Origin of the sequence: Streptomyces cadmiisoli (genome assembly GCF_003261055.1) — a bacterium.
In the GTDB taxonomy this organism is placed as follows: Bacteria; Actinomycetota; Actinomycetes; order Streptomycetales; family Streptomycetaceae; genus Streptomyces; species Streptomyces cadmiisoli.
The window spans coordinates 4334051-4356194 of sequence record NZ_CP030073.1 but is presented as its reverse complement, the minus strand read 5'-3'; the positions used below and the strand labels follow the sequence as shown (position 1 = coordinate 4356194).

Sequence of the window (22144 nt, the reverse complement as noted above, 5' to 3'; positions counted from 1 at the left end):
TGCCATGCCCCACCCACGCCACACAGGTGACGGAGCGGGGGTGGCACGGTGACCGAGGTCCTGCTGCTCCTGCTGGCCCTCCTGCTCACGCTGGCCTGCGCGGTCTTCGTCGCGGCCGAGTTCTCCCTGACCACCGTCGAGCGCGGTGACCTGGAGCGCGCGGCCACGGCGGGCGAGCGCGGCGCCGAGGGCGCGCTGAGGGCCGTACGCCGGCTGACCGTGCAGTTGTCCGGCGCCCAGCTCGGCATCACCGTCACCTCTCTGGTGATCGGCATGCTGGCCGAACCGTCGCTCGCCGCGCTGCTGCGCGGCCCCCTGGAGGCCGTCGGCCTGGGCGGGGCCGCCTCGCCGGTGGCCACGGTGCTGGGTGTGGTCGTCTCCACCGTCGTGCTGATGGTGGTGGGCGAGCTGGTGCCCAAGAACTGGGCGATCTCCCGCCCGCTGGCCGTCGCCAAGGTGGTGGCGGGACCGCAGCGCGGCTTCACGGCCGCGTTCGGCCCGTTCATCCGGCATCTGAACAACACCGCGAACCGCTTCGTGCGCCGCGTCGGCCTGGAGCCCGCCGAGGAGCTGGCCTCCGCCCGCAGCCCCGAGGAACTGGTCGCGCTCGCTGAGCATTCCGCCGCCGAGGGCGCGCTCGAAGCCGACTCCGCCGAACTCTTCGTACGGACCCTGCACCTCGGCGAGCTCACCGCCGAGAACGTCATGACGCCGCGCGTCGACGTCAAGGCGCTCGAAGCGCACGCCACGGCGGCCGACGCCGCCAACCTCACGCACGCCACCGGCCTGTCCCGCTTCCCGGTGTACCGCCGCAGCCTCGACGAGGTCATCGGCACCGTGCACATCCGCGACGTCCTCGCCCTGCCCCCGCAGCGGCGCACCTCCACCCCCGTGACCGAGCTGGCCACCGAGCCCCTGCTGGTCCCCGACAGCCTCACCGCCGACCGGCTCCTGGAGCGGCTGCGGGCCACCCGCACCATGGCGGTGATCATCGACGAGTACGGCGGTACGGCGGGCGTGGCGACGATGGAGGACATCGTCGAGGAGGTCGTCGGCGAGGTCCGCGACGAGCACGACCCCGACGAGGCGCCCGATCTGCTGCCCACCCCGGCCGGCGCGGACGGCCGCGCGGCCTGGGACGCGGACGGTTCGGTCCGCGTCGACCAGCTCGTCGCCATAGGGCTGACCGCCCCCGAGGGCCCCTACGAGACCGTGGCGGGCCTGCTCGCCACCCGCCTGGCGCGGATCCCCGCCAAGGGGGACGTGCTGGACCTGGACGACGGCTGGCGCCTGGACGTCCTGGACGTCGAGCACCACCGCGCCGACCGCGTCCGCATCACCGCGCCCGGCCGCACCCAGGTGCCGGCCGGTGCGGGCACGGCGGGGGAGGAGTCCCGATGACCGTGCTGCAACTGGCCCTCGGCGCCCTGACCCTGGTGACCAACGCGTTCTTCGTCGGCGCCGAGTTCGCGCTGATCTCGGTACGCCGCAGCCAGATCGAGCCGCGCGCCAAGGACGGCAACACACGGGCCAAGATGACCATGTGGGCGCTGGAGCACCTCTCCGCGATGATGGCCACCGCCCAGCTCGGCATCACGGCCTCGTCGCTGGTGCTGGGCGCGGTCGCCGAACCGGCCATCGCGCACCTCCTGGAGCCCGCCTTCGAGGCCGCGCACATCCCGGAGGGCCTGGTCCACCCGATCGCGTTCGTGATCGCGCTCACCGTGGCGACGTATCTGCACATGCTGATCGGCGAGATGGTCCCGAAGAACATCGCCCTCGCGGCTCCGGTGCCCACCGCGCTGCTGCTCGGCCCGCCGCTCGCCGCGCTGACCCGCGCGCTGCGCCCGGTGGTGTTCGGCATCAACGCCTTCGCCAACGTCCTGCTGAAGCTGCTGCGGGTCGAGCCGAAGAACGAGGTCGTGTCGGTCTTCACCGACGACCAGCTCGCCCGCATGGTGGTCGACTCCAGCGAGGCCGGGCTGCTCTCGCCCGCCGACGGCGAGCGGCTGCGCGACGCCCTGGAGCTGGGCACCCGCCCGGTGGGCGAGATCCTGGTCCCGATGCAGCGGATGCGCACCGTCGGGCACACGGTGACCCCGGCCGAGCTGGAGCGCACCGCCGCCGAGGCGGGCTTCTCCCGCTTCCCGGTCACCGGCCCCGGCGACACCCTGCTGGGTTATCTGCACATCAAGGACACCCTCGGGGTCACCGACCGCGAACGGCCGTTCCCGCGCGAGACCCTGCACCGGGTCACCCGGGTCCGTATCGACACCCCGCTGGACGACACGCTCACCGCCCTGCGCGCCGACGGCAGCCACCTGGCCGCGGTGACCGGGGAGATGGGTGCGGTGCTGGGCTTCGTGACCATGGACGACGTGCTGTCCGAACTGGTCGGCCCGGCGCCGGGCCGACCGGTTCCCGCCTGACCGCCTCCGGAGCGCGGCGGTGGCGGCCTGACCGCCGGACCGCCGCCGCGCACCGGCAGCATCGCCGGAACGGCGCAATCATCAATAATTGTGAATAAAGCACGCACCATGCACGTGCACACCGGAAAGGAGCGACTCTTGTCCGCCAGACCGACGGACTCCCCGGGCCACAGTCCCGGACCATCCCGCCACGACAGCTCTCGTCGCGGCACACGGCGGGGTGGTGTGCGATGAGTGCCGTGAACGCCCTGCTCGGCCTGCTGGCCGTCTTCGTCCTCACCGCCGGCACCGGCTACTTCGTCGCCCAGGAGTTCGCCTACGTCTCCGCCGACCGGCTCGCCCTGGCCCGGGAGGCCGAGGCGGGCGACCGGAGGGCGGCCCGCGCGCTGAAGGTGCTGGAGCGGCTGTCGTTCATGCTGTCCGGCGCCCAGCTCGGCATCACCGTCACCGGTCTGGTGGTCGGCTTCATCGCCGAGCCGTCCGTCTCCGCGCTGCTGGAACCCGCCCTGACCGGTATCGGCATCCCCGCGGGCGCGGTCACCGGCATCTCCGTCGTCCTCGCCTTCGTGCTCGCCACGGTCGTCCAGATGGTGCTCGGCGAGCTCGCCCCGAAGAACCTCGCCATCGCGGTGCCCGAGCGCCTGGCGAAGTCCCTGGCCGCGTCCACCCTCGCCTATCTGAAGGTCGTCGGCCCGGTGGTGCGGATCTTCGACTCCGCCGCCAACCGGCTGCTGCGCCGGGTGGGCATCGAGCCCGTCGAGGAACTGCACCACGGCGCCACCCTGGAGGAGCTCGGCCACCTCATCGGCGAGTCCCACGCGGGCGGCGAACTGCCCAAGGACACCGCCGACCTCATCGACCACGCCCTGGAGTTCTCCGAGCGCACCCTGCACGAGGTGATGGTGCCGCGGGTCGACACCGTGTTCGTCCGCGCCGACGCCACGGCCGCCGAGGCGGTCGACCTGATCGGCAAGCACGGCCACTCCACCTACCCGGTGCTCGGCGACCACCCCGACGACGTCCCCGGCGTCCTCGGCGTACGCGAGCTGATGCGCCTGCCCGCGGCGGATCTCGCCGCGACCGCCTCGGGTGCGCTCGCCCGCCGGCCGCTGTACCTGCCCGACACGCTGCCCCTGCCGGACGCGGTGACCCGGATGCGGGAGCGGGACGACGAGTTCGCGGTCGTCCTGGACGAGCACGGCGGCGTGGCCGGCATCGTCACCTACGAGGACATCGCCGAGGAACTGGTGGGCGACATCGCCGACGAGTCCGACACGGTCACCGAGCTGGCCGTCGCCGACGGGGACGGCTGGCTGGTGGACGCCGGGCGGCGCATCGACGAGATCGCCGGCGCCACCGGCATCGAGCTGCCCGAGGAGGACGACTACGACACCCTCGCGGGCCTGATCGTGGACCGCCTCGGCCGCTTCCCGGCGATCGGCGACCGGCTGAGCGTCGACCTGCCGGACGGCACGCGCGCCCTGATCGACGTACGCACACTGGACCGCCACGTACCCGAGCGGGTGCGCGTCCGGCGGACCGCCCGACCGGCGGAGGAACAGGCATGAGCTTCCCGACGGCGATCCTCGTCACCGTCCTGCTGCTGATCGGCAGCGGATTCTTCGTGGCGGCCGAGTTCGCGCTGGTCGCCGCCAAACGCCACCGCATGGAGAAGGCCGCCGCCGACGGCCGGCGCGGTGCCGGGGCGGCGCTGGCCGGCATGCGCGAACTGTCGCTGATGCTGGCCGGCGCCCAGCTCGGCATCACCGTCTGCACCCTGGGCCTGGGCTCGGTCTCCAAGCCCGCCATCTCGCACGAGCTCGACCCGCTCCTGCACGCCTGGGGCCTGCCCAGCACGCTCAGCTACGGCGTCGCCTTCGCCGTGGCGATGATCGTCGTGGTGTTCCTGCACATGGTGGTCGGCGAGATGGCCCCGAAGTCGTGGGCCATCGCCCACCCGGAGCGCTCGGCGATGCTGCTCTCCCCGCCGTTCCGGGCCGTGGTGAGGACGGTCCGCCCGCTGATCTCGCTGCTCAACAAGGTGAGCAACGCGCTGGTACGGCTGTGCCGGGTCACCCCGCGCGACGAACTGGCCTCGGTCCACAACCGCGAGCAGCTCACCCACCTGGTCGAGGAGTCCGAGCGGCTCGGCCTGATCAGCGAGTCCGACTCGGACCTGATCACCCGCTCACTGACCGAGCCCGAGACGCCCGTCCGCACGCTCCTCGTCCCGCCCGCCGACATCACCTCGGTGGCGGCCGACGCCGACCTCGCCGAGATCCTGCGCGTGGCGGCGGAGAGCGACCGCACCCGCCTCCTGGTCCGGCACGACGGCGCCGTCGTGGGCTCGGTGCACGCCCGCGACGCCCTCGTCGCCCGCTCCCAGGGCCGCGCCGCGGACGCCCGCGACCTGGCCCGCCCGGTGCCCGAGCTGACCTCGGACAGCACCGTCGCCGACGCCATCGACCTGCTCCGCCGCAACCGGTCCTCGCTGGCGGTCGTACGCGACACCGCCGGCGGCCTCTGCGGCATGGTGAGCCTGGACGACCTGCTCGCGCGCTACCTGCAGCCCCGGGCGGCCTGAGACCCGCGGGCGGCCGGGCGGTGTCACCCGGCGTTCACCGAGCCCGCTTATCGTCGCGCGACGGCCCGAGCGAGGGTGCGCGAGCGCTCGGCGCCGAGGAGACGGCGTACGGCGGCGGACCGCCGCCGTAGGACACGCGGTGCGGAAGTACGACGGACGAGGGACGGTGCGGCATGGGGCAGGCGTCGCGGCGCGGCGAAGCCGCCGCGCTGGTACGGCGGTTGAGCGTCTTCGACGCCGTCGTCATCGGACTGGGCGCGATGATCGGCGCGGGGATCTTCGCCGCGCTGGCGCCGGCCGCGGAGGCGGCGGGCTCGGGGCTGCTCGTGGGCCTGGCCGTCGCCGCCGTGGTGGCGTACTGCAACGCCACCTCCTCGGCGCGCCTGGCCGCCCGCCATCCACAGTCCGGCGGGACGTATGTGTACGGCCGTGAGCGGCTGGGCGAGTTCTGGGGCTACCTCGCCGGGTGGGGCTTCGTGGTGGGCAAGACCGCGTCGTGCGCGGCGATGGCGCTCACCGTGGGCTCCTACGTGTGGCCGGACCAGTCGCACGCAGTCGCCGTGGCCGCCGTCGTCGCACTGACGGCGGTGAACTACCTGGGGGTCCAGAAGGCGGCGTGGCTGACCCGGGCGATCGTCGCCGTGGTGCTGGCGGTGCTGGCCGCCGTGGTCGTGGCCTGTCTGACCTCCGCCGACGCGCGGGCCGGGCGGCTGGACATCGGCTCGGACGCCTCCGTCGCGGGGGTGCTCCAGGCGGCCGGGCTGCTGTTCTTCGCCTTCGCCGGATACGCCCGCATCGCCACGCTGGGCGAGGAGGTGAAGGATCCGGCACGCACGATCCCCCGCGCCGTACCGCTCGCCCTGGGCATCACCCTCGTCGTGTACGCGGCCGTCGCCGTCGCCGTGCTCGCGGTGCTGGGCCCGGCCGGGCTGGCGGGACAGAGCGCGCCGCTGGCCGAGGCGGTACGGCAGGCCGGGATGCCGGGTCTGGTTCCGGTGGTGCGGGCCGGGGCGGCACTGGCCGCGCTCGGCTCGCTGCTCGCGCTGATCCTGGGCGTCTCCCGTACCGCGCTGGCCATGTCCCGGGACCGCCACCTGCCCCACGCGCTGGCCGCGGTGCACCCCCGGTACAAGGTGCCGCACCGTGCGGAGCTGGTGGTGGGCGCGGTCGTGGCGGTCCTCGCCGCGACCACCGACGTACGCGGCGCGATCGGCTTCTCCTCCTTCGGCGTCCTCGCCTACTACGCCGTGGCCAACGCGTCCGCCTGGACCCTGACCGCGGAGGAGAACCGGCCGCCGCGGATCGTGCCCGCGACCGGGCTGGCCGGCTGCCTGCTGCTGGCCTTCACCCTGCCGACGGCGTCGGTGGCCTGGGGCGTGGCCGTGCTCGCGCTGGGAGCGGCGGCGTACTGGGCCCGCCGGGGCGTGACCGCCCGCCGGGGGTCCTAGGGCCAGAGCAGGCGCCCCCTCGCGACGCCCCCGGTCCCACGGTCCGACCCGCATCGGACGCCGCGGGTCCGGGTCGCCTCAACGCGCCGCGAGGCTACGGGCGAGGTGCCGCGCGACGCGTGCGGCGGCGAACTCCGTACCCGCCACGAACCGCAATATCGGACCGAACGCCGGCGCGGCGAGCGAACCGGTGAAGTGCAGCCCCGGCACCGACGACTCGAACCCCGCGGACAGCCGGGGCGCGTTCGAACCCGGCACACGGGCCGGCGCGCCACGCACCCCCGGCGTCAGGAACGTCATCGCGTCCAGGTCGAGCCGGTACCCCGTGGCCGCCAGCACATGGTCGACGTCGAGGACCGCGGACCGACCGGCGACGGCCAGCTCCAGACGTACCCCGGATCCGTCCGTGTCCGCCCGTACGACCCGGCAGGAGGTGCGCACCGGCACGACCCCCTCGACCCGGTCGCGCAGCCACCATCCCCCGGACGGGCCGAGCGCGCGCCGGAACAGCAGCATGCGCGCGGGCGCGGGAAGCCTGCGCACCGCCGCCGGCCCCGTGCACACCGCGGCCAGCACCCAGCCCGTACCGAGCGGAGAGGCGGGCCTGGCCACGCGCTCCGCCCACGACCGCGCCGACTGCGGCCGCATCCCCCACCGCACGCGCGGCGCCCTGACCAGCACCCGCACATCGGCACCGGCCTCGTGCAGCAACGCGGCGCTCTCCAGCGCGGACTGACCGCCGCCGACCACCGCGACCCGCCGGTCCGCGAACGGTGACAGGTCCGTGTGGTGGCTGGTGTGCGAAACGAGCGCCCCGGCGCCGGGCCCTTCGGGCGCGAGGCGCCCCAACTCCCCCGGCACATGGGCGAGACCGTTCAGGCCGGTGGCCACCACTACGGCGGCGGACCGCAACTCCCGCCCGTCGTCGAGCCGGACGAGGAAACCCCCGCCGGACGGAGCCCGGTCGACGGCCACGACCCTGGCCGGGTCCACGTCGCCGACGTGGCGCTTCTGGAACCACGTCCCGTACCGGACGAACACCTCGCACGGGATCGGCGTCAGCTCGGTCAGTTCCGGCTCACCGTGCAGTCGACGGAAGTCCGCGAGGCGCCCGCCCGGTTCCGGCGTGGAGAGGTCGACCGCGTCCGGCGTCGACTTCAGGAACATCCCGGTGGCCATGGCATGCCGCCAACTGCCCATCACCTGCCCGAAGATCCGAACCGGCACCCCGGCGGCACGCAGATGCGCGGCCACCGACAGCCCGTACGGCCCGGCCCCGACCACCACGACCGGAAGCCCCGCCCGCCCGGCGAACCCCCGGTCACGGACCGGGCGTTGCCCCGGAAGCGACTGCGTCATGCATCCCCCCGCTGCTCCCCGCGCCGCCTTCCCCAAGGCAGCACGAACTCCGGGATGGCACGCCGCCACACAGCCGCCGCACCCGTCCCCCCTCCGCCGCTCAGTGTGGCCCACCAGCCGATTTCGGTCGACGATATCGCCGCGTATTGACCAAAACATGGTCGAACAGAAGACCGAACGCCTGCACCGTGCCGCGACGGCGTGCCTCAGGGCCGGTCGCGCCCGGCCTTCAGCCCGCCTATGAAGGCGGCCCAGGAGACGGCCCCGAAACAGATCACCGGCCCGGCCGAAGCCTTGCTGTCACGGACGGGGACGCCGGCCGGGAACGGGTCGGCCACCTCCACGCAGTCGCCCCCGGCCTGATTGCTGTAGCTGCTCTTGCGCCAGCCGGCGCCGTTCAGATCGGGACGGGAGATTCGAGCCACGGTAGTCGCCCTCCATCGCGGACCGGATCGTGTCAAGCGACATGATCGGGGGCAGGGCTGCCGCCCGCAGCCGATCGTAAATCACCTTGTAGCGACTGACATTGGCCGGTTCCTCGATCAGTTGACCGTAGTCAGCGCCCTCGGTGTACGCCATCTCCGAGCCGTCCGGCAGAGCCAGGATTGTCAGTGAGCCGCCCATTGCCTCGTGTCCGCCTTGGTCGAAAGGCAGCACCTGCAGCGTGATATGCCGCTCCGACGCGGCGTCGAGCAGTCGCGCCAACTGATTCCGCATCACGGTATGACCGCCGATCGGGCGCCTCAGTACTGCCTCATCCAGGACCACCCACAGCTCTGGCCGGTCGGGCGAACTCAGCCGTGCCTGCCGTCCCATACGGGCTGCGACCCGCTCCTCCAACTGTTCCTCACTGTCCAAGAGGGCGTCCAGGCTGAGTACCGCCCGTGCATAGTCCTCTGTCTGCAGCAGGCCCGGCACGACATGGGCCGCGTACTGCCGTACGGCTACCGCCTGCTCCGAATACCCCATGAACCTCCTTGACCAGTCCGGAAACGCCTCCCGATACACGTACGGCCACAACTCCACCAGCAGATCGTCCGCACCCAGCGCCGCGTCCAGCGCACGGGCCAGCTCCAGAGTCGGCTTCGCTCCGGATGCCCGCTCGATCTGCGTGATCCGCGTGCTCACCACATGCGTGAGGTCGCCGAGCTGAGCCTGGGTGAGCCCCGCCGCTGTCCGGAGTCGCCGCACCCGCGCGCCGAACAGGGCGGCCATCGACGCGCTGGGATCAATTCCGTTGGCCAAGGCGTCACTTCCGTTCCTTACGGCCTGAAAAGTAAGGCTGTGTCACCTGTCGAGCGTAGGGCGATCGGTCGACTCTTGAGCACGGAACGTGACGACTCGTACGTCATGGGCCACCTCGACCCGGCCTGAAAGGGATGAAGAAGCCGTGCTGACAGAAACCGCCACTCCGGGGGACAAGCCGCGATGGAACGCCGCACGGCCTGCGGCAGCTGTGGGAGGCGACGGTGGAGAGCGTGTGCCTGACGCATCCACCGAGCAGTTCCCCTCTTCCCCGCGAGGCGCGCAGCGCGCCCGGCGTCACGCCGTGCGGTGGCTGGAGGAACGGGGCTGGGCGCCGGCATCGGACGTGTCCTGCGCCGCCGCCCTGGTCGTCGGCGAGCTGGCGGCGAACGCCGTACAGCACGGCCGGGTCGCCGGGAGGGAGTTCGGACTCCGACTCGTCCTCGACCGGGCTGCGGGCCTGTTACGGGTCGAGGTCGCGGACGCCGCCTCGGCGAGGCAGCTGCCCACGGCCGCGCCCGCGTCGTATCCGGAAGGTGAGTCGGGCCGGGGGCTGCTCCTGGTGGACACCCTGGCCGTGCGCTGGGGGTCGGTGCCTCGGCCTCCGGTGGGCAAGACGGTTTGGGCGGAACTGGCCTTGGAGTCCTCAACCCGGCCGGACGAGCAAAGTGCAGACCTATTGACGGCCCGCACGGGACAGTAAATGATCTCGCCCGTCACGAGTACGTCCACCGCAAGCTCAGGCCTGTGAAGGGGTATCTGTGAAACGTGCGATCGAGCTGATCGTGGTCATGGCAGCAGCATTGGCCAGTACAACCGTGTTCGTCTCACCCGCATCCGCGGCCGTACCGACCTGCAACACCGTGAAGACGCTCACCAACAACGACCCCGACATCAAGGTGCCGGCCTACTCGGGCACCGGGTCCACCACGTGTGGGCTCGAGCAGGGCAACTACAACAACGCCGCGGTGACGGAACTGCAAAAGGCGCTGAACAGGTGCTACTACCGGTACTACGGGATCCCGGCGGGGAACTTCTGGCCGATCGCCGAGGACGGCGACTTCGGTTCGAAGACGAGGGAAGCGCTCCGCAGGGCACAGGCCCACCACACCTCTGAACCCGCCGACATCGACGGGGAATACGGCCCCATCACCAGGGACCTCCTGGACTTCCGCACGGCCCAGGGCGACGGCTGCTGGTACGTCACGTAGTCCGCACGCACCGAAGCGCATGAAGCCCTCGACCGGCTCCCTCCGGTCGGGGGCTTCCCCGTTCCCGCCCCCTGGATCCCCCGGTAACCCGAGGCCCCAAGATCCAGACCGGCGCCGCGATCATGGACGGCATCGTCGAACGGGATCCGGACCACAGGCCACGCACGCAGAAACAGGTGAGGCACCTACCAAAATTGGTAGGTGCCTCACCTGGTGTTTCGGCTGTCGGGGTGGCGGGATTTGAACCCACGACCTCTTCGTCCCGAACGAAGCGCGCTGCCAAGCTGCGCTACACCCCGATCGTCGCTGCTGTCGCGGCGACGACGTTTACTTTAGCCCACCGGTGGCTGGAGACGAAATCCGGTTTTCGCGCGATGGCGGATCAGGCTCGGGCGGGCGTGGTCGACGGCGACGAGGAGGACGGCCAGGGCGTAGAACGCGAGGCCGAGGAGGAGGGCGTTGCCGAGGACGGCCTTGTAGCCGTGGCCGGCGACGTCGAGGAAGGGGTAGAGGTAGCGGTCGGGGGCGCCGGGGGGCAGGAGTGCGCCTCGGGTGAGGGAGAAGGCCAGGTAGGCCATGGGGTAGAGCAGCCAGCCGCTCGCCTGGCGGAGGTGCAGCCGGCCCGGAGCGGTCAGGAACAGCCAGTCCACCAGGGCCGCGACGGGGACCGCCGTGTGCAGGATGAGGTCGGCGATCGCCTGCCACAGCGACGGCGTGGCGTCGCCGGTGATCAGGGCCGTCACCGGGGCCGTCGCCGCGAAGGGGCTCGCCTGGTTCGCCAGGAGCAGGTGGTGGACCAGCCCGGTGATCGTGGCGTAGAGCAGGACCGCGCCGATCAGGCCGGACGGCAGCGGGCGGCGTGCGGTCCAGGCGCGGCGCGCGGAGACGGCGAAGACCAGCGCCAGCAGGATGCTGGTCTGGATCGTGAAGTGGCTCAGGACCCGGGTCGGGCTGCCGAGCATCAGGCAGATCGCCACGCCGGCCGTCGCCGCCAGCGCGGTGAGCAGGCGGAACACGGCGGTCAGGGGGCGCGGCGCGGGCGACATCACGGCCGTCGCGGGGACGGGGGAGTGCAGCAGCGCGGGTATGCCCGGGATGGCGGGGAGATCCGGGATGTCCCTGGGTATCGGGGCTGTCATGCCCTCACGCTAAGCAAATGCCGCATAACGGGCGATGTGGGTGGGCTGTGTGGGGTATGCCCGGATACGTCCATCGCTCGTGCGCCCTATCGGCGGCTTGTCCCGGCGCCGCCTCGCGCCGTCCTGCGCCTGCCCCACCGCGCGGCGGCGCACCCCCGCGCCGCACGCCGCCTGACCCACGGGGCGGCAGCGCCCCGCGCCCTGTACTACTGCCGCCCCACCAGCGTCAGCAGCGTCGCCTCCGGTGGGCAGGCGAAACGGACCGGGGTGTAGCGGTTCGTGCCGCAGCCCGCCGAGACGTGGAGGAATGACGTACGGCCGTCCGCCGTGTGCGTCGACAGGCCCTTCACACGCTCGGTGTCCAGGTCGCAGTTGGTGACGAAGGCGCCGTAGAAGGGGAGGCAGAGCTGGCCGCCGTGGGTGTGGCCGGCCAGGACCAGCGGGTAGCCGTCGGCGGTGAAGGAGTCCAGGCTGCGCAGGTACGGCGCGTGCACCACGCCCATCGAGAAGTCCGCCGAGTCCGAGGGGCCGCCGGCGACCTGGGCGTAGCGGTCCCGCCTGATGTGCGGGTCGTCCACGCCCGTCATCTCCACCGCGACGCCGTCGACCTTCAGCACTCCGCGCGTGTTCGTCAGGTTCAGCCAGCCTGCCGCGTCGAAGCCGTCCCGCAGGTCCTCCCACGGGTTGTGGACGACGCCCTGGGCGGGCGCGTTGCCGTTCAGGCCGTGGCGGCCCTGCGCCTTCTCGATCAGGTAGCGGGCCGGGTTGCGCAGCTTGGGGCCGTAGTAGTCGTTGGAGCCGAAGACGTAGGCGCCGGGGAACTCCATCAGGGGGCCGAGGGCGTCCAGGACCTCCGGGACGCCCTGCGGGTCGGACAGGTTGTCGCCGGTGTTGATCACGAAGTCCGGGCGCAGTCCGGCCAGCGAGCGCAGCCAGCGCTGCTTCTTGCGCTGCCCGCCGACCATGTGGATGTCGGAGACGTGCAGCACGCGGAGCGGACCCATGCCCGGGGGCAGTACGGGGACGGTGACGCGGCGGAGGCGGAAGGAACGCACCTCGAAACCGGCCGAGTAGACGAGACCGGCGGCCGCGACCGCCGTGATGCCCAGAGGAACTCCGTATCGCGCGCGCATGCCCCCATCGTGTCAGACCCCGTCCGGGCGCCGCGCCCGGCCGTCCCTGAAATCAACGGGCGTCCGGTCGTGCACACCTGCGACAATCGGCACCATGACCACGCTCAAGTCCAAGCTTCAGGAAGACCTCAACTCCGCGATCAAGGCGCGCGACGAGCTCCGCTCCTCGACGCTCCGGCTGACGCTGGCCGCGATCACGAAGGAGGAGGTCGCGGGCAAGGAGAAGCGCGAGCTCTCCGACGACGAGGTCACCAAGGTGATCACCCGCGAGGCGAAGAAGCGGCGTGAGGCCGCCGACGCCTTCGCGCAGGGCGGTCGCCCCGAGCAGTCCGAGCGGGAGAAGGCGGAGGGCGAGGTGCTCGCCGCGTACCTGCCCAAGCCGCTGTCGGACGAGGAGCTGCACCAGATCGTCGCCCAGGCCGTCGAGGAGGCCAAGGCGGCCGGCGCGGAGGGCCCGCGGGCCATGGGCGCCGTCATGAAGATCGTGAACCCCAAGGTCGCCGGGCAGGCCGAGGGCGGCCGGGTCGCCGCCGTCGTGAAGAAGCTCCTGGCGGGCTGAGGCCGCGGCGGGAACGTCTCCCGCCGGTACGTCGATGGGGCGCCCCCTCTCGGAAGGGGCGCCCCATCGGTCGTTTCCCGGTCATCGCCGCGGCGACGAGGACCAAGGGCTCACTGCCGGATCGTCACGGTCCGCCCGTCGCGTCCCCGGTGTCGCCGGGACCATTGCCACCGGGGCCGGTACCGCCGGTGTCGCCGCCCCGGATGAAGCCCTCGGGGATGGAGAAGGAGGGCGCCGGGAAGCCGCCGTCCGCGCCGCCGTCGACGAGGCCGCCGTTGTTGCCGTTGCCGTTGCCGGGGCCGTTCCCGTTGCCGTTGCCGGGGCCGTTGCCCTGGTCCTCGTCGCCGCGGCCCCGCTCCTCGTCCTCGTCAGGGGCGTCGGGGATGTCGATGATGTTGAAGGAATCGGCTTCCCGGCCGACGAGCGCGCCGGACATGGCGTCCCGCCAGATCGGGCCCGGCACCTGACCGCCGTAGACCTTGGCGTGGTACTGGCCGCCGATGGAGATGCCCTCCATCTTGACCTGCTGGGTGGCGCTGCCTACCCAGACGGCGCCGGAGAGGTTCGGCGTGTAGCCGACGAACCAGGCGTTCTTGCGCTCGTCCGTCGTACCGGTCTTGCCCGCGCTCTCGCGGTCGTTCAGGCCGGCCTCCTGGCCCGTACCGGAGTCGACCACACCGCGCAGCAGGGTGTTGACGGTGTCGGCGGTCTGCTCGGACATGGCCCGGGAGCAGGTCGACTTCGGCACCGGCAGCGACTTCGGCTCGTTGCCGATCTTCTGGGTGATGGACTCGATCGCGATCGGCGAGCAGTACATGCCGCGGGAGGCGAAGGCGGCGTAGGCGCTCGCCATCGTCAGCGGGGAGATGCCCTTGGAGCCCAGGGAGATCGCGGGCACCTCGGGGAGCTTGTCACCGTTGCCCTGCACGACGTGCAGGTTCTCGGTCATCTTCATGACCGGGCACAGACCGATGTCGGAGATCATCTCCACGAAGAAGGTGTTGACCGACTTGGCCATCGCCTCCTCCAGCCGGTACGGGCCGACCTCCGACTCGTCCTCGTTCTCGACCTTGGCACCCTCGGTGTTGACCCACTGCTTTCCGGAGCAGGTCTGGACGGGGCTCGGATAGGCCATGTCGTACGGCGACGCGTACTCCTGCGTCGGCGGGCGGCCCTCCTCCAGCGCGGCCGCCGCGACGAACGGCTTGAACGTCGAACCGGTCGGGAAGCCGTAGTTCGAGCCGCCCATGGAGGCGTCGACCGAGTAGTTGTACTCGGTCTCGTTCTTGTTGTAGCCGAACGGCTTCGACTGGCCCATGCCGAGGATCTTGCCGGTGCCCGGTTCGACCAGCGTCGTCGCGGCGGCGACGCTGTCGTCCTTGTTGACGTGGTCCTTGAGGGAGGCCTGGACGGACTCCTGCGACTGCGGGTCCAGGGTGGTGCGGATGGTCAGACCGCCCTGGTTCCAGATCTTCGCCCGCTTCTCCTTCGTCTTGCCGAAGACCGGGTCGTTCAGGAAGACCTTCTCGACGTACTTGCAGAAGAAGCTGGCGCCCTTGACGGCGGTGATGCAGCCGTTCTGCGGGCGGCTGACCTTGAGCTCGAGCGGCGCTTCCTTGGCCTCGTCGGCGTCCGCCTGGGAGATGTCGCCGACGTCGGCCATCCGCTGGAGCACGACGTTGCGCCGCTTGGTGGCCTCGGCCTCGTCGTTGACCGGGTCGTAGCGGCTGGGCGACTGGACGATGCCGGCGAGCATGGCCGCCTCGGGCAGGGTCAGGTCCTTGGCCGACTTGGAGAAGTATCGCTCGGCGGCGGCCTCGACACCGTAGGCCTGCTGACCGAAGAAGGTGATGTTCAGGTAGTTCTCGAGGATCTTCTTCTTGCCCAGCTCCTCCTCGACCTGGATCGCGAACTTCAGCTCGCGGATCTTGCGGCCGATGGTCTGCTGGGTGGCCTCGGCGACCTTCGTCGGGTCGTCACCGGCCTCCTCCACGAAGACGTTCTTCACGTACTGCTGCGTCAGGGTGGACGCGCCCTCGGCCACCTGACCGCTCTGCGCGTTGCGGTTGAGGGCGCGCAGGACACCCTTCATGTCGACGGCGCCGTGCTGGTAGAAGCGCGAGTCCTCGATCGCGACGATCGCCTTCTGCATGTACGGCGAGATCTGCTTGAGGTCCACGACGGTGCGGTCACGCGAGTAGACGGTCGCGATGTGGCCGCCGTCGGCGTCCAGGATCGTGGTGCGCTGGCTGAGCGGCGGCGTCTTCATGTTGGCCGGGAGCTCGTCGAAGCTCTCCACCGAGCCCTTCGCCGCCAGACCCAGCGCGCCGACCGCGGGCACCGCGATGCCGGCCATGACGGCTCCCGCGAGCACACTGACACCGAGGAACTTGGCGGCCTGCTGCGTGGAGGACAGGCCACCGCCCGAGCGCTTCTTTGGCATGGAGGAAGCCTACGTTCTCATTCGCCGGACACGCGTATATGCCTTGGCCTAAGCTGCTCTCAACTGTCACAGCAGTGCGGCCACGTATCAATACGTCCGGCGACCCCGAATCGTTCCGGAATCTCTCGGCTTTTTTTGTCGGGGTGTGTTGGGCGCGTGCCCGAATCCGCCTTGTGTGTCACAGGGCGTCCGTTGTGACTCACGTGACCCATCCCGGAATGTCGGGATTGTCGCGCATGTCGCAGGCTCACTCCCCCGGGTGATCTGCCGCTTACGCATAGTCCGTTCGGGCCATTCAAGATTGGGCCCGAAGGGGGTGTTGCGCTGTGCCCACCTTCCGTAACGTCCTCAACTGGCGGCGGTGAATATGCCGCTGCCGCCGTGGGGGAGCCTCGATTCGGGAGAGGACGGCGCCGGTATGGGCTGGGTAACCGACTGGAGTGCGCAGGCGGCCTGCCGCACTACCGATCCGGATGAACTGTTCGTTCAGGGAGCAGCGCAGAACAGGGCCAAGGCGGTGTGCACCGGATGCCCGGTGCGGACCGAGTGCCTGGCCGACGCGCTGGACAACCGCGTCGAGTTCGGCGTGTGGGGAGGAATGACGGAGCGGGAGCGCCGCGCACTGCTGCGCAGGCGGCCCACCGTGACCTCCTGGCGCCGGCTGCTGGAGACGGCGCGTACGGAGTACGAGCGGGGGGCCGGTCTCCTGCCCCTCGACGACGACGAGGTGTACGAGGACTACGCGGCGGTGAGCTGAGGGCGACCCCGAGGGGGGCTCCCCTCGGGCGCCGCCGTCGGGCACTGGTACGCCGACTGTCGGGCACCGTAGGCCGGCTGTCGGGCACTCATGTGCCGCTGTCGGGCAGCTCCGGCCGGTGGGCCGCGAGCCGTTCACCGATGTCCCGCAGGCCCGCCAGGTCGTGCACGTCGCCGGGGAGCGCGGCCACTTCGGCCACGGCCACCTCCGGGTGGAGCGCCGTGAAGCGGTCACGCGTGCGCTGCTCACGGGCCAGCAACTGCATGCGCTCGGCGTGCAGCCTCAGCAGGCCTGCGGTGAGCCGGTCGACGGGTCGCTCCGAGTCCGGGTCGGCGGGGGAGCCGCCGTCCTCCGTGACGGTGGGGGAGCCGTCGTCCGGAGCGTCCGGTGCGTCGGAAGCGGAAGATTCTGAACTGCCGTACGTGTCGGGAGAGTTACGAAGTCCAGCTTTCCCTGCCCCCTGATCCACAATGCGGGGCTCCTCAAGATTTTCCGCGGCGGCGAGCGCCCGCTCGGCCGAGAGCCGGTGGGCGCCACTGCCGTGGACACGGTTGAGGACCAGACCGGCGAGCGGCATGTCCTCCGCCGCGAGGCGCTCCACGAAGTAGGCGGCCTCACGCAGCGCGTCCCGCTCCGGGGCGGCCACCACGAGGAACGCCGTGCCGGGGGCCTGGAGCAGCTTGTACGTCGCGTCCGCGCGCGTGCGAAAGCCCCCGAACATCGAGTCCATCGCCGACACGAACGTCTGCACGTCCTTCAGCAACTGACCGCCGAGCAGCTTGCCGAGGGCGCCGGTCATCATCGACATGCCGACGTTCAGGAACTTCATGCCCGCCCGGCCGCCGACCTTCGCGGGGGCCAGCAGCACCCGGATCAGCTTGCCGTCGAGGAACGAGCCGAGCCGCTTCGGCGCGTCCAGGAAGTCGAGCGCGGAGCGGGACGGCGGGGTGTCGACGACGATCAGGTCCCACTCGTCCCTGGCCCGCAGCTGGCCCAGCTTCTCCATCGCCATGTACTCCTGCGTGCCCGCGAAGCCCGCCGAGAGCGACTGGTAGAAGGGGTTGCCCAGGATCGCGGCGGCCCGCTCGGGGTCCGCGTGCGCCTCGACGATCTCGTCGAAGGTGCGCTTCATGTCGAGCATCATGGCGTGCAGTTCGCCGGCGCCGTCGATGCCCTTGACCCGGCGCGGGGTGTTGTCCAGCGAGTCGATGCCCATCGACTGCGCGAGCCTGCGGGCCGGGTCGATGGTGAGCACGACCACCTTGCGGCCCCGCTCCGCGGCCCGCAGGCCCAGCGCCGCCGCCGTCGTGGTCTTGCCGACGCCGCCCGAGCCGCAGCACACCACGATGCGGGTCGTCGGATCGTCGAGCAGCGGATCGAGGTCGAGGACGCGCACGGGCGAGAGATGGCGGCCGCCCTGCGCGGCGTCGGCCGGGTCCGGACTCATACGATCCCCTGCTTCCGCAGTTCCGTGGCCAGTTCGTACAGGCCCGCGAGGTCCATGCCCTCGGCGAGCAGCGGCAGCTCGTGCAGGGGCAGGCCCAGCTCGGCCAGGGCGGCGCGCTGTTCCTGCTCCAGGACGTGCCGCTCGGTGTACTCCTCCGCCTGCGCCAGCAGCGGGTCCACCAGCCGCTCGGCGTTCTGCCCCCGGCGGGCGCCGCCCAGCCCGGCGGACGACAGCGACCGGGCGATGTCGGTCCGCGGCACCGTCCGCACCAGTTCGAGGTCGGTGGAGTCGAGCAGTCCGGGCCGCACCATGTTCACGATGACCCGGCCGACCGGCAGCCGCGCGGCGCGCAGCTCCGCGATCCCGTCGGCGGTCTCCTGGACGGGCATCTCCTCCAGGAGCGTCACCAGGTGGACGGCCGTCTCCGGGGACTTCAGCACCCGCATCACGGCCTGTGCCTGATTGTGTATCGGTCCGACCTTCGCGAGCCCGGCGACCTCGTCGTTGACGTTGAGGAAGCGGGCGATGCGGCCGGTGGGCGGGGCGTCCATGACGACGTGGTCGTAGACGAACCGTCCCGACTTCTCCTTGCGCCGGACCGCCTCGCAGGCCTTGCCGGTCAGCAGCACGTCGCGCAGACCGGGTGCGATGGTGGTCGCGAAGTCGATGGCGCCGAGCTTCTTCAGGGCCCGTCCGGCGCTCCCCAGTTTGTAGAACATCTGGAGGTAGTCCAGAAGGGCCAGTTCGGGGTCGATGGCGAGGGCGTGCACCTCCCCGCCGCCCGGGGCCACGGCGATCTTCCGCTCGGCGTAGGGCAGCGCCTCCGTTTCGAAGAGTTGTGCGATGCCCTGTCGGCCCTCGACCTCGACGAGAAGCGTCCGCTTCCCCTCGGTGGCCAGAGCCAACGCGAGGGCCGCGGCGACCGTGGTCTTGCCGGTCCCGCCCTTGCCGCTGACGACCTGGAGCCTGCTCACGTCTTCGAGCGTAACCAGTTCGGGCCGGAACCAATCTGATGCCTGTGGACAACGGTGCCCCGGAGGGCCGCGTGACCCTCCGGGCGCAGCGGATACAGTCGGCCCCATGACCAAGTGGGAATACGCAACCGTGCCGCTGCTCGTCCATGCCACGAAGCAGATTCTGGACACCTGGGGCGAGGACGGCTGGGAGCTCGTCCAGGTGGTGCCCGGGCCGAACAACCCCGAGCAGCTGGTGGCCTACCTGAAGCGGGAGAAGCAGGCGTGAGCGCTGTCGAGGAGAGGCTCGCAGAGCTGGGCCTCACCCTGCCCGAGGTGGTCCCGCCGCTGGCCGCCTACCAGCCGGCGGTGCGGACCGGCCCGTACGTCTACACCGCCGGGCAGCTCCCGATGGTCGACGGCAAGCTTCCGGTCACCGGCAAGGTCGGCGCGGAGGTCACCCCCGAGGAGGCCAAGGACCTTGCCCGCACCTGCGCCCTGAACGCCCTGGCGGCCGTCAAGTCCGTCGCGGGCGATCTCGACCGCATCGCGCGCGTGGTGAAGGTCGTCGGCTTCGTGGCCTCGGCGTCCGACTTCACGGGCCAGCCGGCCGTCCTGAACGGCGCGAGCGAGCTGCTCGGCCAGGTGCTCGGCGACAAGGGCGTGCACGCGCGCAGCGCGGTGGGCGTGGCGGTGCTGCCGCTGGACGCGCCCGTGGAGGTCGAGATCCAGGTGGAGCTCACCCAGGCCTGACGGCCGGGGGTGATCACCGCCTCTCGAACATCCGCTCACCACGGGATAGCCTCGCGCCCATGGCGAACGGTCAGTGGTACCCCCCGGAGTGGCCGGTCCGTATCCGCGCGCTGGCGGAGGGCACGCTCACGCCCGTGACCCCCAGGCGCGCGGCCACGGTGATGCTCCTGAAGGACACCGCCTCCGGACCGGCCGTCCACATGCTGCGCAGACGCGCGTCCATGGCCTTCGCCGCGGGCGCGTACGCGTACCCGGGCGGCGGTGTCGACCCGCGGGACGACGATCACCAGGTCGGCTGGGCGGGCCCCCCGCGCGCGTGGTGGGCCGACCGGCTCGGCGTCGACGAGGACGCCGCCCAGGCGATCGTCTGCGCGGCCGTGCGGGAGACCTACGAGGAGGCCGGTGTCCTGCTGGCCGGTCCCACCGCCGACTCCGTCGTCGGCGACACCACCGGCCCGGACTGGGAGGCCGACCGGGCCGCGCTCGTCGCCCGTGAGCTGTCCTTCGCCGAGTTCCTGGACCGGCGCGGTCTGGTCCTGCGCTCCGACCTCCTCGGTGCCTGGACGCGCTGGATCACCCCGGAGTTCGAGCAGCGCCGCTACGACACGTGGTTCTTCGTCGCCGCGCTCCCCGAGGGCCAGCGCACCCGCAACGCCTCCACGGAGGCGGACCGCACGGTGTGGATCCGGCCCGCGCAGGCCGCGGCCTCGTACGACAAGGGCGAGCTGCTGATGATGCCGCCCACCATCGCCACCCTGCGGCAGCTGAGCGAGTACGGCGGCGCCGCCGAGGCGCTCGCGGCGGCCCCGGCACGTGATCTGACACCCGTTCTGGCGCGGGCCCGTCTGGAGGGCGACGAGATCGTGCTCTCCTGGCCGGGGCACGACGAGTTCACCAAGCACATCCCGACCGGTGGAGCGCCCGCATGACGGACGCAGCAGCCCTCCCCGGCCGGCCGCGCGGCGTGGTCCTCTCCGGTCCCGCCACCACACGGGCCGTCAACGTCCTCGCGCCCAACGCCTCGCCGATGACCCTGGACGGCACGAACACCTGGATCCTGGCGGAACCCGACTCCTCGCTCGCCGTCGTGGTCGACCCGGGTCCGCTGCACGAGGCGCACCTGCGCAATGTCGTCGACACCGCCGAGCGGGCGGGGAAGCGGGTCGCCCTGACCCTGCTGACCCATGGTCACCCCGACCACGCGGAGGGTGCCGCCCGGTTCGCCGAGCTGACCGGCACCGAGGTGCGGGCGCTGGACCCGGCCCTGCGGCTGGGCGACGAGGGGCTGGGCGCCGGGGACGTGGTCACGGTCGGCGGTCTGGAGCTGAGGGTGGTGCCGACGCCGGGACACACCACGGACTCGCTGAGCTTCCACCTGCCGGCCGACCGGGCCGTCCTGACCGGCGACACGATCCTGGGCCGCGGTACGACGGTCGTGGCGCACCCCGACGGCCGCCTCGGTGACTATCTGGACTCACTGCGGCGGCTGAGGTCGCTCACGGTCGACGACGGCGTCCACACGGTCCTCCCCGGCCACGGACCGGTCCTGGAGGACGCCCAGGGCGCCGTGGAGTACTACCTCGCCCATCGCGCCCACCGGCTCGCCCAGGTGGAGACGGCCGTCGAGAACGGCTACCCGACCGCGTCCGAGATCGTCGCCCACGTCTACGCGGACGTGGACCGCTCCCTGTGGCCGGCCGCCGAACTGTCGGTACGGGCGCAGCTGGACTACCTGGAGGAGCACGGCCTCATCTGACGCCGTCCCGGCGGGCCGCCGCGGACCTCCGCGTCAGTCCTCCCGCGGTGTCTTGACGCCGTGTACGCGCGCGTACTCCCCGGCGAGCCACGGCCCGAGGTCGTCGACGTACGAGGCGAGCGTGCCCGGGTCCCCCGCCGGCTCGTACCCGAGGACGGCCGCCCGGCGGATCGCGTCGGCGCGCTCCGGGTAGTACGCGCCGAACACCTCGGCCATCTCCGCCAGATCGCTCGTCCAGCCGCCCCAGCGCGGCATGACGAGCGTGAACGCGGTGCGGACCAGGTGCCGGGACATGAAGCGCACCAGCGGACGGCGGGCCTTCGGCCTGTCGTCCGCGGCGGCGATCCGCGCACGCCAGCGGGGCAGCAGGAGCGCGAGGTCGCCGTTGGTCTCGCGGGCCAGCAGGCTGTCGGGCCGGGGGCGCGGCAGACGCTCGGCGAGATCCTCCCCCAGCAGCGGCGTGCACAGACAGGCGACGAACCAGCCGAGGTCGTGCGTCTCCGCCTCGCTCAGCAGCCGGGCCCGGCCGTACAGCAGCGTCCCCACGCCGTCGACGGCGGGGAACTCCCGGTCGAGCGCGTCGCCGAGGGAATCGGCGGCGGCGCGGTCGGCGGCCCGCGGCCCGTCCCGCAGGGCGACCAGCAGATCGAGGTCGCTGCGTCCCACGCGCGCGGTGCCGCGGGGAATCGACCCGTAGAGGTACGCGCTGTCCAGCCGCTCGCCGAACACGCGCGGCAGCCTCTCCCGCGCGGCGTCGACGACGGGACGGAAGGCGGCGGGGACGAGTCCCAGGGAGCCCTCGCGGACGAGGAGGCCCTGGGAGTCGACGCCCTTGGGAGGCGGAAGCCGATGCGGTGCGGGCATCGGCCCACTGTGCCGGAGGCGGGCGCTCGCGCGCCGTTGTATTTCCGGAGGCCTGCGCCCGTGC

The 22144-nt window shown here is 71.8% G+C and carries 22 protein-coding genes and 1 tRNA gene; 13 read left to right on the top strand and 10 right to left on the bottom strand.

What is annotated here, in order from left to right:
• Nucleotides 1-48 precede the first annotated feature (48 nt).
• The 5 genes from DN051_RS18710 to DN051_RS18690 all read left to right on the top strand — a co-directional run bounded on the left by DN051_RS18710 (nt 49) and on the right by DN051_RS18690 (nt 6461).
• Nucleotides 49-1401: a hemolysin family protein gene (locus DN051_RS18710; RefSeq protein WP_053756549.1), complete on the top strand. Its 1353-nt coding sequence runs from the start codon at nt 49-51 to the stop codon at nt 1399-1401.
• Complete coding sequence (locus DN051_RS18705; protein WP_053756548.1) at nt 1398-2429, top strand: hemolysin family protein; 1032 nt, start codon at nt 1398-1400, stop codon at nt 2427-2429. The genes DN051_RS18710 and DN051_RS18705 overlap by 4 nt, the downstream gene beginning before the upstream one ends.
• Nucleotides 2430-2659: 230 nt before the next feature.
• Nucleotides 2660-3997, top strand: coding sequence for a hemolysin family protein (locus tag DN051_RS18700; protein ID WP_112439117.1), 1338 nt, complete (start codon nt 2660-2662; stop codon nt 3995-3997).
• Entirely contained in the window at nt 3994-5013 is a 1020-nt protein-coding gene (locus tag DN051_RS18695; protein ID WP_053756546.1) for a hemolysin family protein, read from the top strand. The genes DN051_RS18700 and DN051_RS18695 overlap by 4 nt, the downstream gene beginning before the upstream one ends.
• A 173-nt stretch (nt 5014-5186) precedes the next feature.
• Complete coding sequence (locus DN051_RS18690; RefSeq protein ID WP_053756545.1) at nt 5187-6461, top strand: APC family permease; 1275 nt, start codon at nt 5187-5189, stop codon at nt 6459-6461.
• Nucleotides 6462-6539: 78 nt separating this feature from the next.
• Here DN051_RS18690 and DN051_RS18685 read toward each other — a convergent pair whose 3' ends face one another.
• From DN051_RS18685 to DN051_RS18675, 3 genes are all read right to left on the bottom strand, one after another.
• The gene (locus tag DN051_RS18685; RefSeq protein WP_112439116.1) at nt 6540-7820 is read right to left on the bottom strand and encodes an FAD-dependent oxidoreductase; all 1281 of its coding nucleotides are present in this window, start codon (nt 7818-7820) and stop codon (nt 6540-6542) included.
• 206 nt (nt 7821-8026) lie between these two features.
• A complete protein-coding gene (locus tag DN051_RS46540) occupies nt 8027-8158 on the bottom strand; it encodes a DUF397 domain-containing protein (RefSeq protein ID WP_234388614.1) in 132 nt (43 codons plus the stop codon).
• Nucleotides 8121-9035, bottom strand: a complete 915-nt coding sequence (locus tag DN051_RS18675) for a helix-turn-helix domain-containing protein (RefSeq protein ID WP_053756543.1) — start codon at nt 9033-9035, stop codon at nt 8121-8123. The genes DN051_RS46540 and DN051_RS18675 overlap by 38 nt, the downstream gene beginning before the upstream one ends.
• A 265-nt stretch (nt 9036-9300) precedes the next feature.
• Here DN051_RS18675 and DN051_RS18670 point away from each other — a divergent pair, with 265 nt between their 5' ends.
• Nucleotides 9301-9768 (top strand): ATP-binding protein, encoded by a 468-nt coding sequence (locus DN051_RS18670; protein WP_324612305.1) that lies wholly within the window; start codon nt 9301-9303, stop codon nt 9766-9768.
• Between the two features lie 58 nt (nt 9769-9826).
• On the top strand, nt 9827-10276 hold the full coding sequence (locus tag DN051_RS18665; protein ID WP_053756541.1) for a peptidoglycan-binding domain-containing protein: 450 nt from the start codon (nt 9827-9829) through the stop codon (nt 10274-10276).
• Nucleotides 10277-10501: 225 nt separating this feature from the next.
• On the opposite strand, the gene DN051_RS18660 is transcribed toward DN051_RS18665, so the two are convergent.
• From DN051_RS18660 to DN051_RS18650, 3 genes are all read right to left on the bottom strand, one after another.
• Nucleotides 10502-10575 (bottom strand) — tRNA-Pro (locus DN051_RS18660).
• A 33-nt stretch (nt 10576-10608) separates the two neighbouring features.
• Nucleotides 10609-11415: a Pr6Pr family membrane protein gene (locus DN051_RS18655; protein ID WP_053756540.1), complete on the bottom strand. Its 807-nt coding sequence runs from the start codon at nt 11413-11415 to the stop codon at nt 10609-10611.
• Nucleotides 11416-11621: 206 nt separating this feature from the next.
• Nucleotides 11622-12548, bottom strand: a complete 927-nt coding sequence (locus tag DN051_RS18650; RefSeq protein WP_053756539.1) for a metallophosphoesterase — start codon at nt 12546-12548, stop codon at nt 11622-11624.
• 94 nt (nt 12549-12642) lie between these two features.
• Here DN051_RS18650 and DN051_RS18645 point away from each other — a divergent pair, with 94 nt between their 5' ends.
• On the top strand, nt 12643-13107 hold the full coding sequence (locus DN051_RS18645) for a GatB/YqeY domain-containing protein (RefSeq protein WP_053756538.1): 465 nt from the start codon (nt 12643-12645) through the stop codon (nt 13105-13107).
• Between the two features lie 124 nt (nt 13108-13231).
• Here DN051_RS18645 and DN051_RS18640 read toward each other — a convergent pair whose 3' ends face one another.
• Complete coding sequence (locus DN051_RS18640; protein ID WP_112439115.1) at nt 13232-15550, bottom strand: transglycosylase domain-containing protein; 2319 nt, start codon at nt 15548-15550, stop codon at nt 13232-13234.
• Nucleotides 15551-15968: 418 nt separating this feature from the next.
• Here DN051_RS18640 and wblA point away from each other — a divergent pair, with 418 nt between their 5' ends.
• A complete protein-coding gene (gene wblA / locus DN051_RS18630; protein ID WP_053756536.1) occupies nt 15969-16307 on the top strand; it encodes a transcriptional regulator WblA in 339 nt (112 codons plus the stop codon).
• Nucleotides 16308-16395: 88 nt separating this feature from the next.
• Here the strand turns inward: wblA and bagB are convergent, their stop codons facing one another.
• A complete protein-coding gene (bagB, locus tag DN051_RS18625) occupies nt 16396-17754 on the bottom strand; it encodes an ATPase BagB (RefSeq protein WP_112439114.1) in 1359 nt (452 codons plus the stop codon).
• Nucleotides 17751-18728 carry an ATPase BagA gene (gene bagA / locus DN051_RS18620; RefSeq protein ID WP_053756534.1) on the bottom strand — a complete coding sequence of 326 codons (978 nt, stop codon included), beginning with the start codon at nt 18726-18728 and terminating at the stop codon, nt 17751-17753. Before bagA ends, bagB begins: the two co-directional genes overlap by 4 nt.
• Before the next feature lie 106 nt (nt 18729-18834).
• On the opposite strand from bagA, the gene sp36 reads away from it, so the two are divergent.
• Genes sp36 through DN051_RS18600 form a run of 4 tightly spaced genes read left to right on the top strand, consistent with a single transcriptional unit; the run spans nt 18835 to nt 21216 of the window.
• Nucleotides 18835-18996, top strand: a complete 162-nt coding sequence (sp36, locus tag DN051_RS18615; RefSeq protein WP_003975360.1) for a Sp36 family protein — start codon at nt 18835-18837, stop codon at nt 18994-18996.
• On the top strand, nt 18993-19460 hold the full coding sequence (locus tag DN051_RS18610; protein WP_053756533.1) for a RidA family protein: 468 nt from the start codon (nt 18993-18995) through the stop codon (nt 19458-19460). The genes sp36 and DN051_RS18610 overlap by 4 nt, the downstream gene beginning before the upstream one ends.
• A gap of 59 nt (nt 19461-19519) precedes the next feature.
• On the top strand, nt 19520-20389 hold the full coding sequence (locus tag DN051_RS18605) for an NUDIX hydrolase (RefSeq protein WP_053756532.1): 870 nt from the start codon (nt 19520-19522) through the stop codon (nt 20387-20389).
• Nucleotides 20386-21216 (top strand): MBL fold metallo-hydrolase, encoded by an 831-nt coding sequence (locus DN051_RS18600; protein WP_053756531.1) that lies wholly within the window; start codon nt 20386-20388, stop codon nt 21214-21216. The genes DN051_RS18605 and DN051_RS18600 overlap by 4 nt, the downstream gene beginning before the upstream one ends.
• A gap of 33 nt (nt 21217-21249) precedes the next feature.
• On the opposite strand, the gene DN051_RS18595 is transcribed toward DN051_RS18600, so the two are convergent.
• Entirely contained in the window at nt 21250-22080 is an 831-nt protein-coding gene (locus DN051_RS18595) for a nucleotidyltransferase domain-containing protein (RefSeq protein WP_112439113.1), read from the bottom strand.
• Nucleotides 22081-22144 lie beyond the last annotated feature (64 nt).

Coding starts and splice junctions, on each gene's coding strand:
- DN051_RS18650 (WP_053756539.1), bottom strand. CDS start 12,548: ATGCGCGCGCGATACGGAGTTCCTCTGGGCATCACGGCGGTCGCGGCC.
- wblA (WP_053756536.1), top strand. CDS start 15,969: ATGGGCTGGGTAACCGACTGGAGTGCGCAGGCGGCCTGCCGCACTACC.
- DN051_RS18700 (WP_112439117.1), top strand. CDS start 2,660: ATGAGTGCCGTGAACGCCCTGCTCGGCCTGCTGGCCGTCTTCGTCCTC.
- DN051_RS18685 (WP_112439116.1), bottom strand. CDS start 7,820: ATGACGCAGTCGCTTCCGGGGCAACGCCCGGTCCGTGACCGGGGGTTC.
- DN051_RS18595 (WP_112439113.1), bottom strand. CDS start 22,080: ATGCCCGCACCGCATCGGCTTCCGCCTCCCAAGGGCGTCGACTCCCAG.
- DN051_RS18690 (WP_053756545.1), top strand. CDS start 5,187: ATGGGGCAGGCGTCGCGGCGCGGCGAAGCCGCCGCGCTGGTACGGCGG.
- DN051_RS18705 (WP_053756548.1), top strand. CDS start 1,398: ATGACCGTGCTGCAACTGGCCCTCGGCGCCCTGACCCTGGTGACCAAC.
- DN051_RS18605 (WP_053756532.1), top strand. CDS start 19,520: ATGGCGAACGGTCAGTGGTACCCCCCGGAGTGGCCGGTCCGTATCCGC.
- bagB (WP_112439114.1), bottom strand. CDS start 17,754: ATGAGTCCGGACCCGGCCGACGCCGCGCAGGGCGGCCGCCATCTCTCG.
- sp36 (WP_003975360.1), top strand. CDS start 18,835: ATGACCAAGTGGGAATACGCAACCGTGCCGCTGCTCGTCCATGCCACG.
- DN051_RS18600 (WP_053756531.1), top strand. CDS start 20,386: ATGACGGACGCAGCAGCCCTCCCCGGCCGGCCGCGCGGCGTGGTCCTC.
- DN051_RS18655 (WP_053756540.1), bottom strand. CDS start 11,415: ATGACAGCCCCGATACCCAGGGACATCCCGGATCTCCCCGCCATCCCG.
- DN051_RS18695 (WP_053756546.1), top strand. CDS start 3,994: ATGAGCTTCCCGACGGCGATCCTCGTCACCGTCCTGCTGCTGATCGGC.
- DN051_RS18645 (WP_053756538.1), top strand. CDS start 12,643: ATGACCACGCTCAAGTCCAAGCTTCAGGAAGACCTCAACTCCGCGATC.
- DN051_RS18675 (WP_053756543.1), bottom strand. CDS start 9,035: ATGGCCGCCCTGTTCGGCGCGCGGGTGCGGCGACTCCGGACAGCGGCG.
- DN051_RS18640 (WP_112439115.1), bottom strand. CDS start 15,550: ATGCCAAAGAAGCGCTCGGGCGGTGGCCTGTCCTCCACGCAGCAGGCC.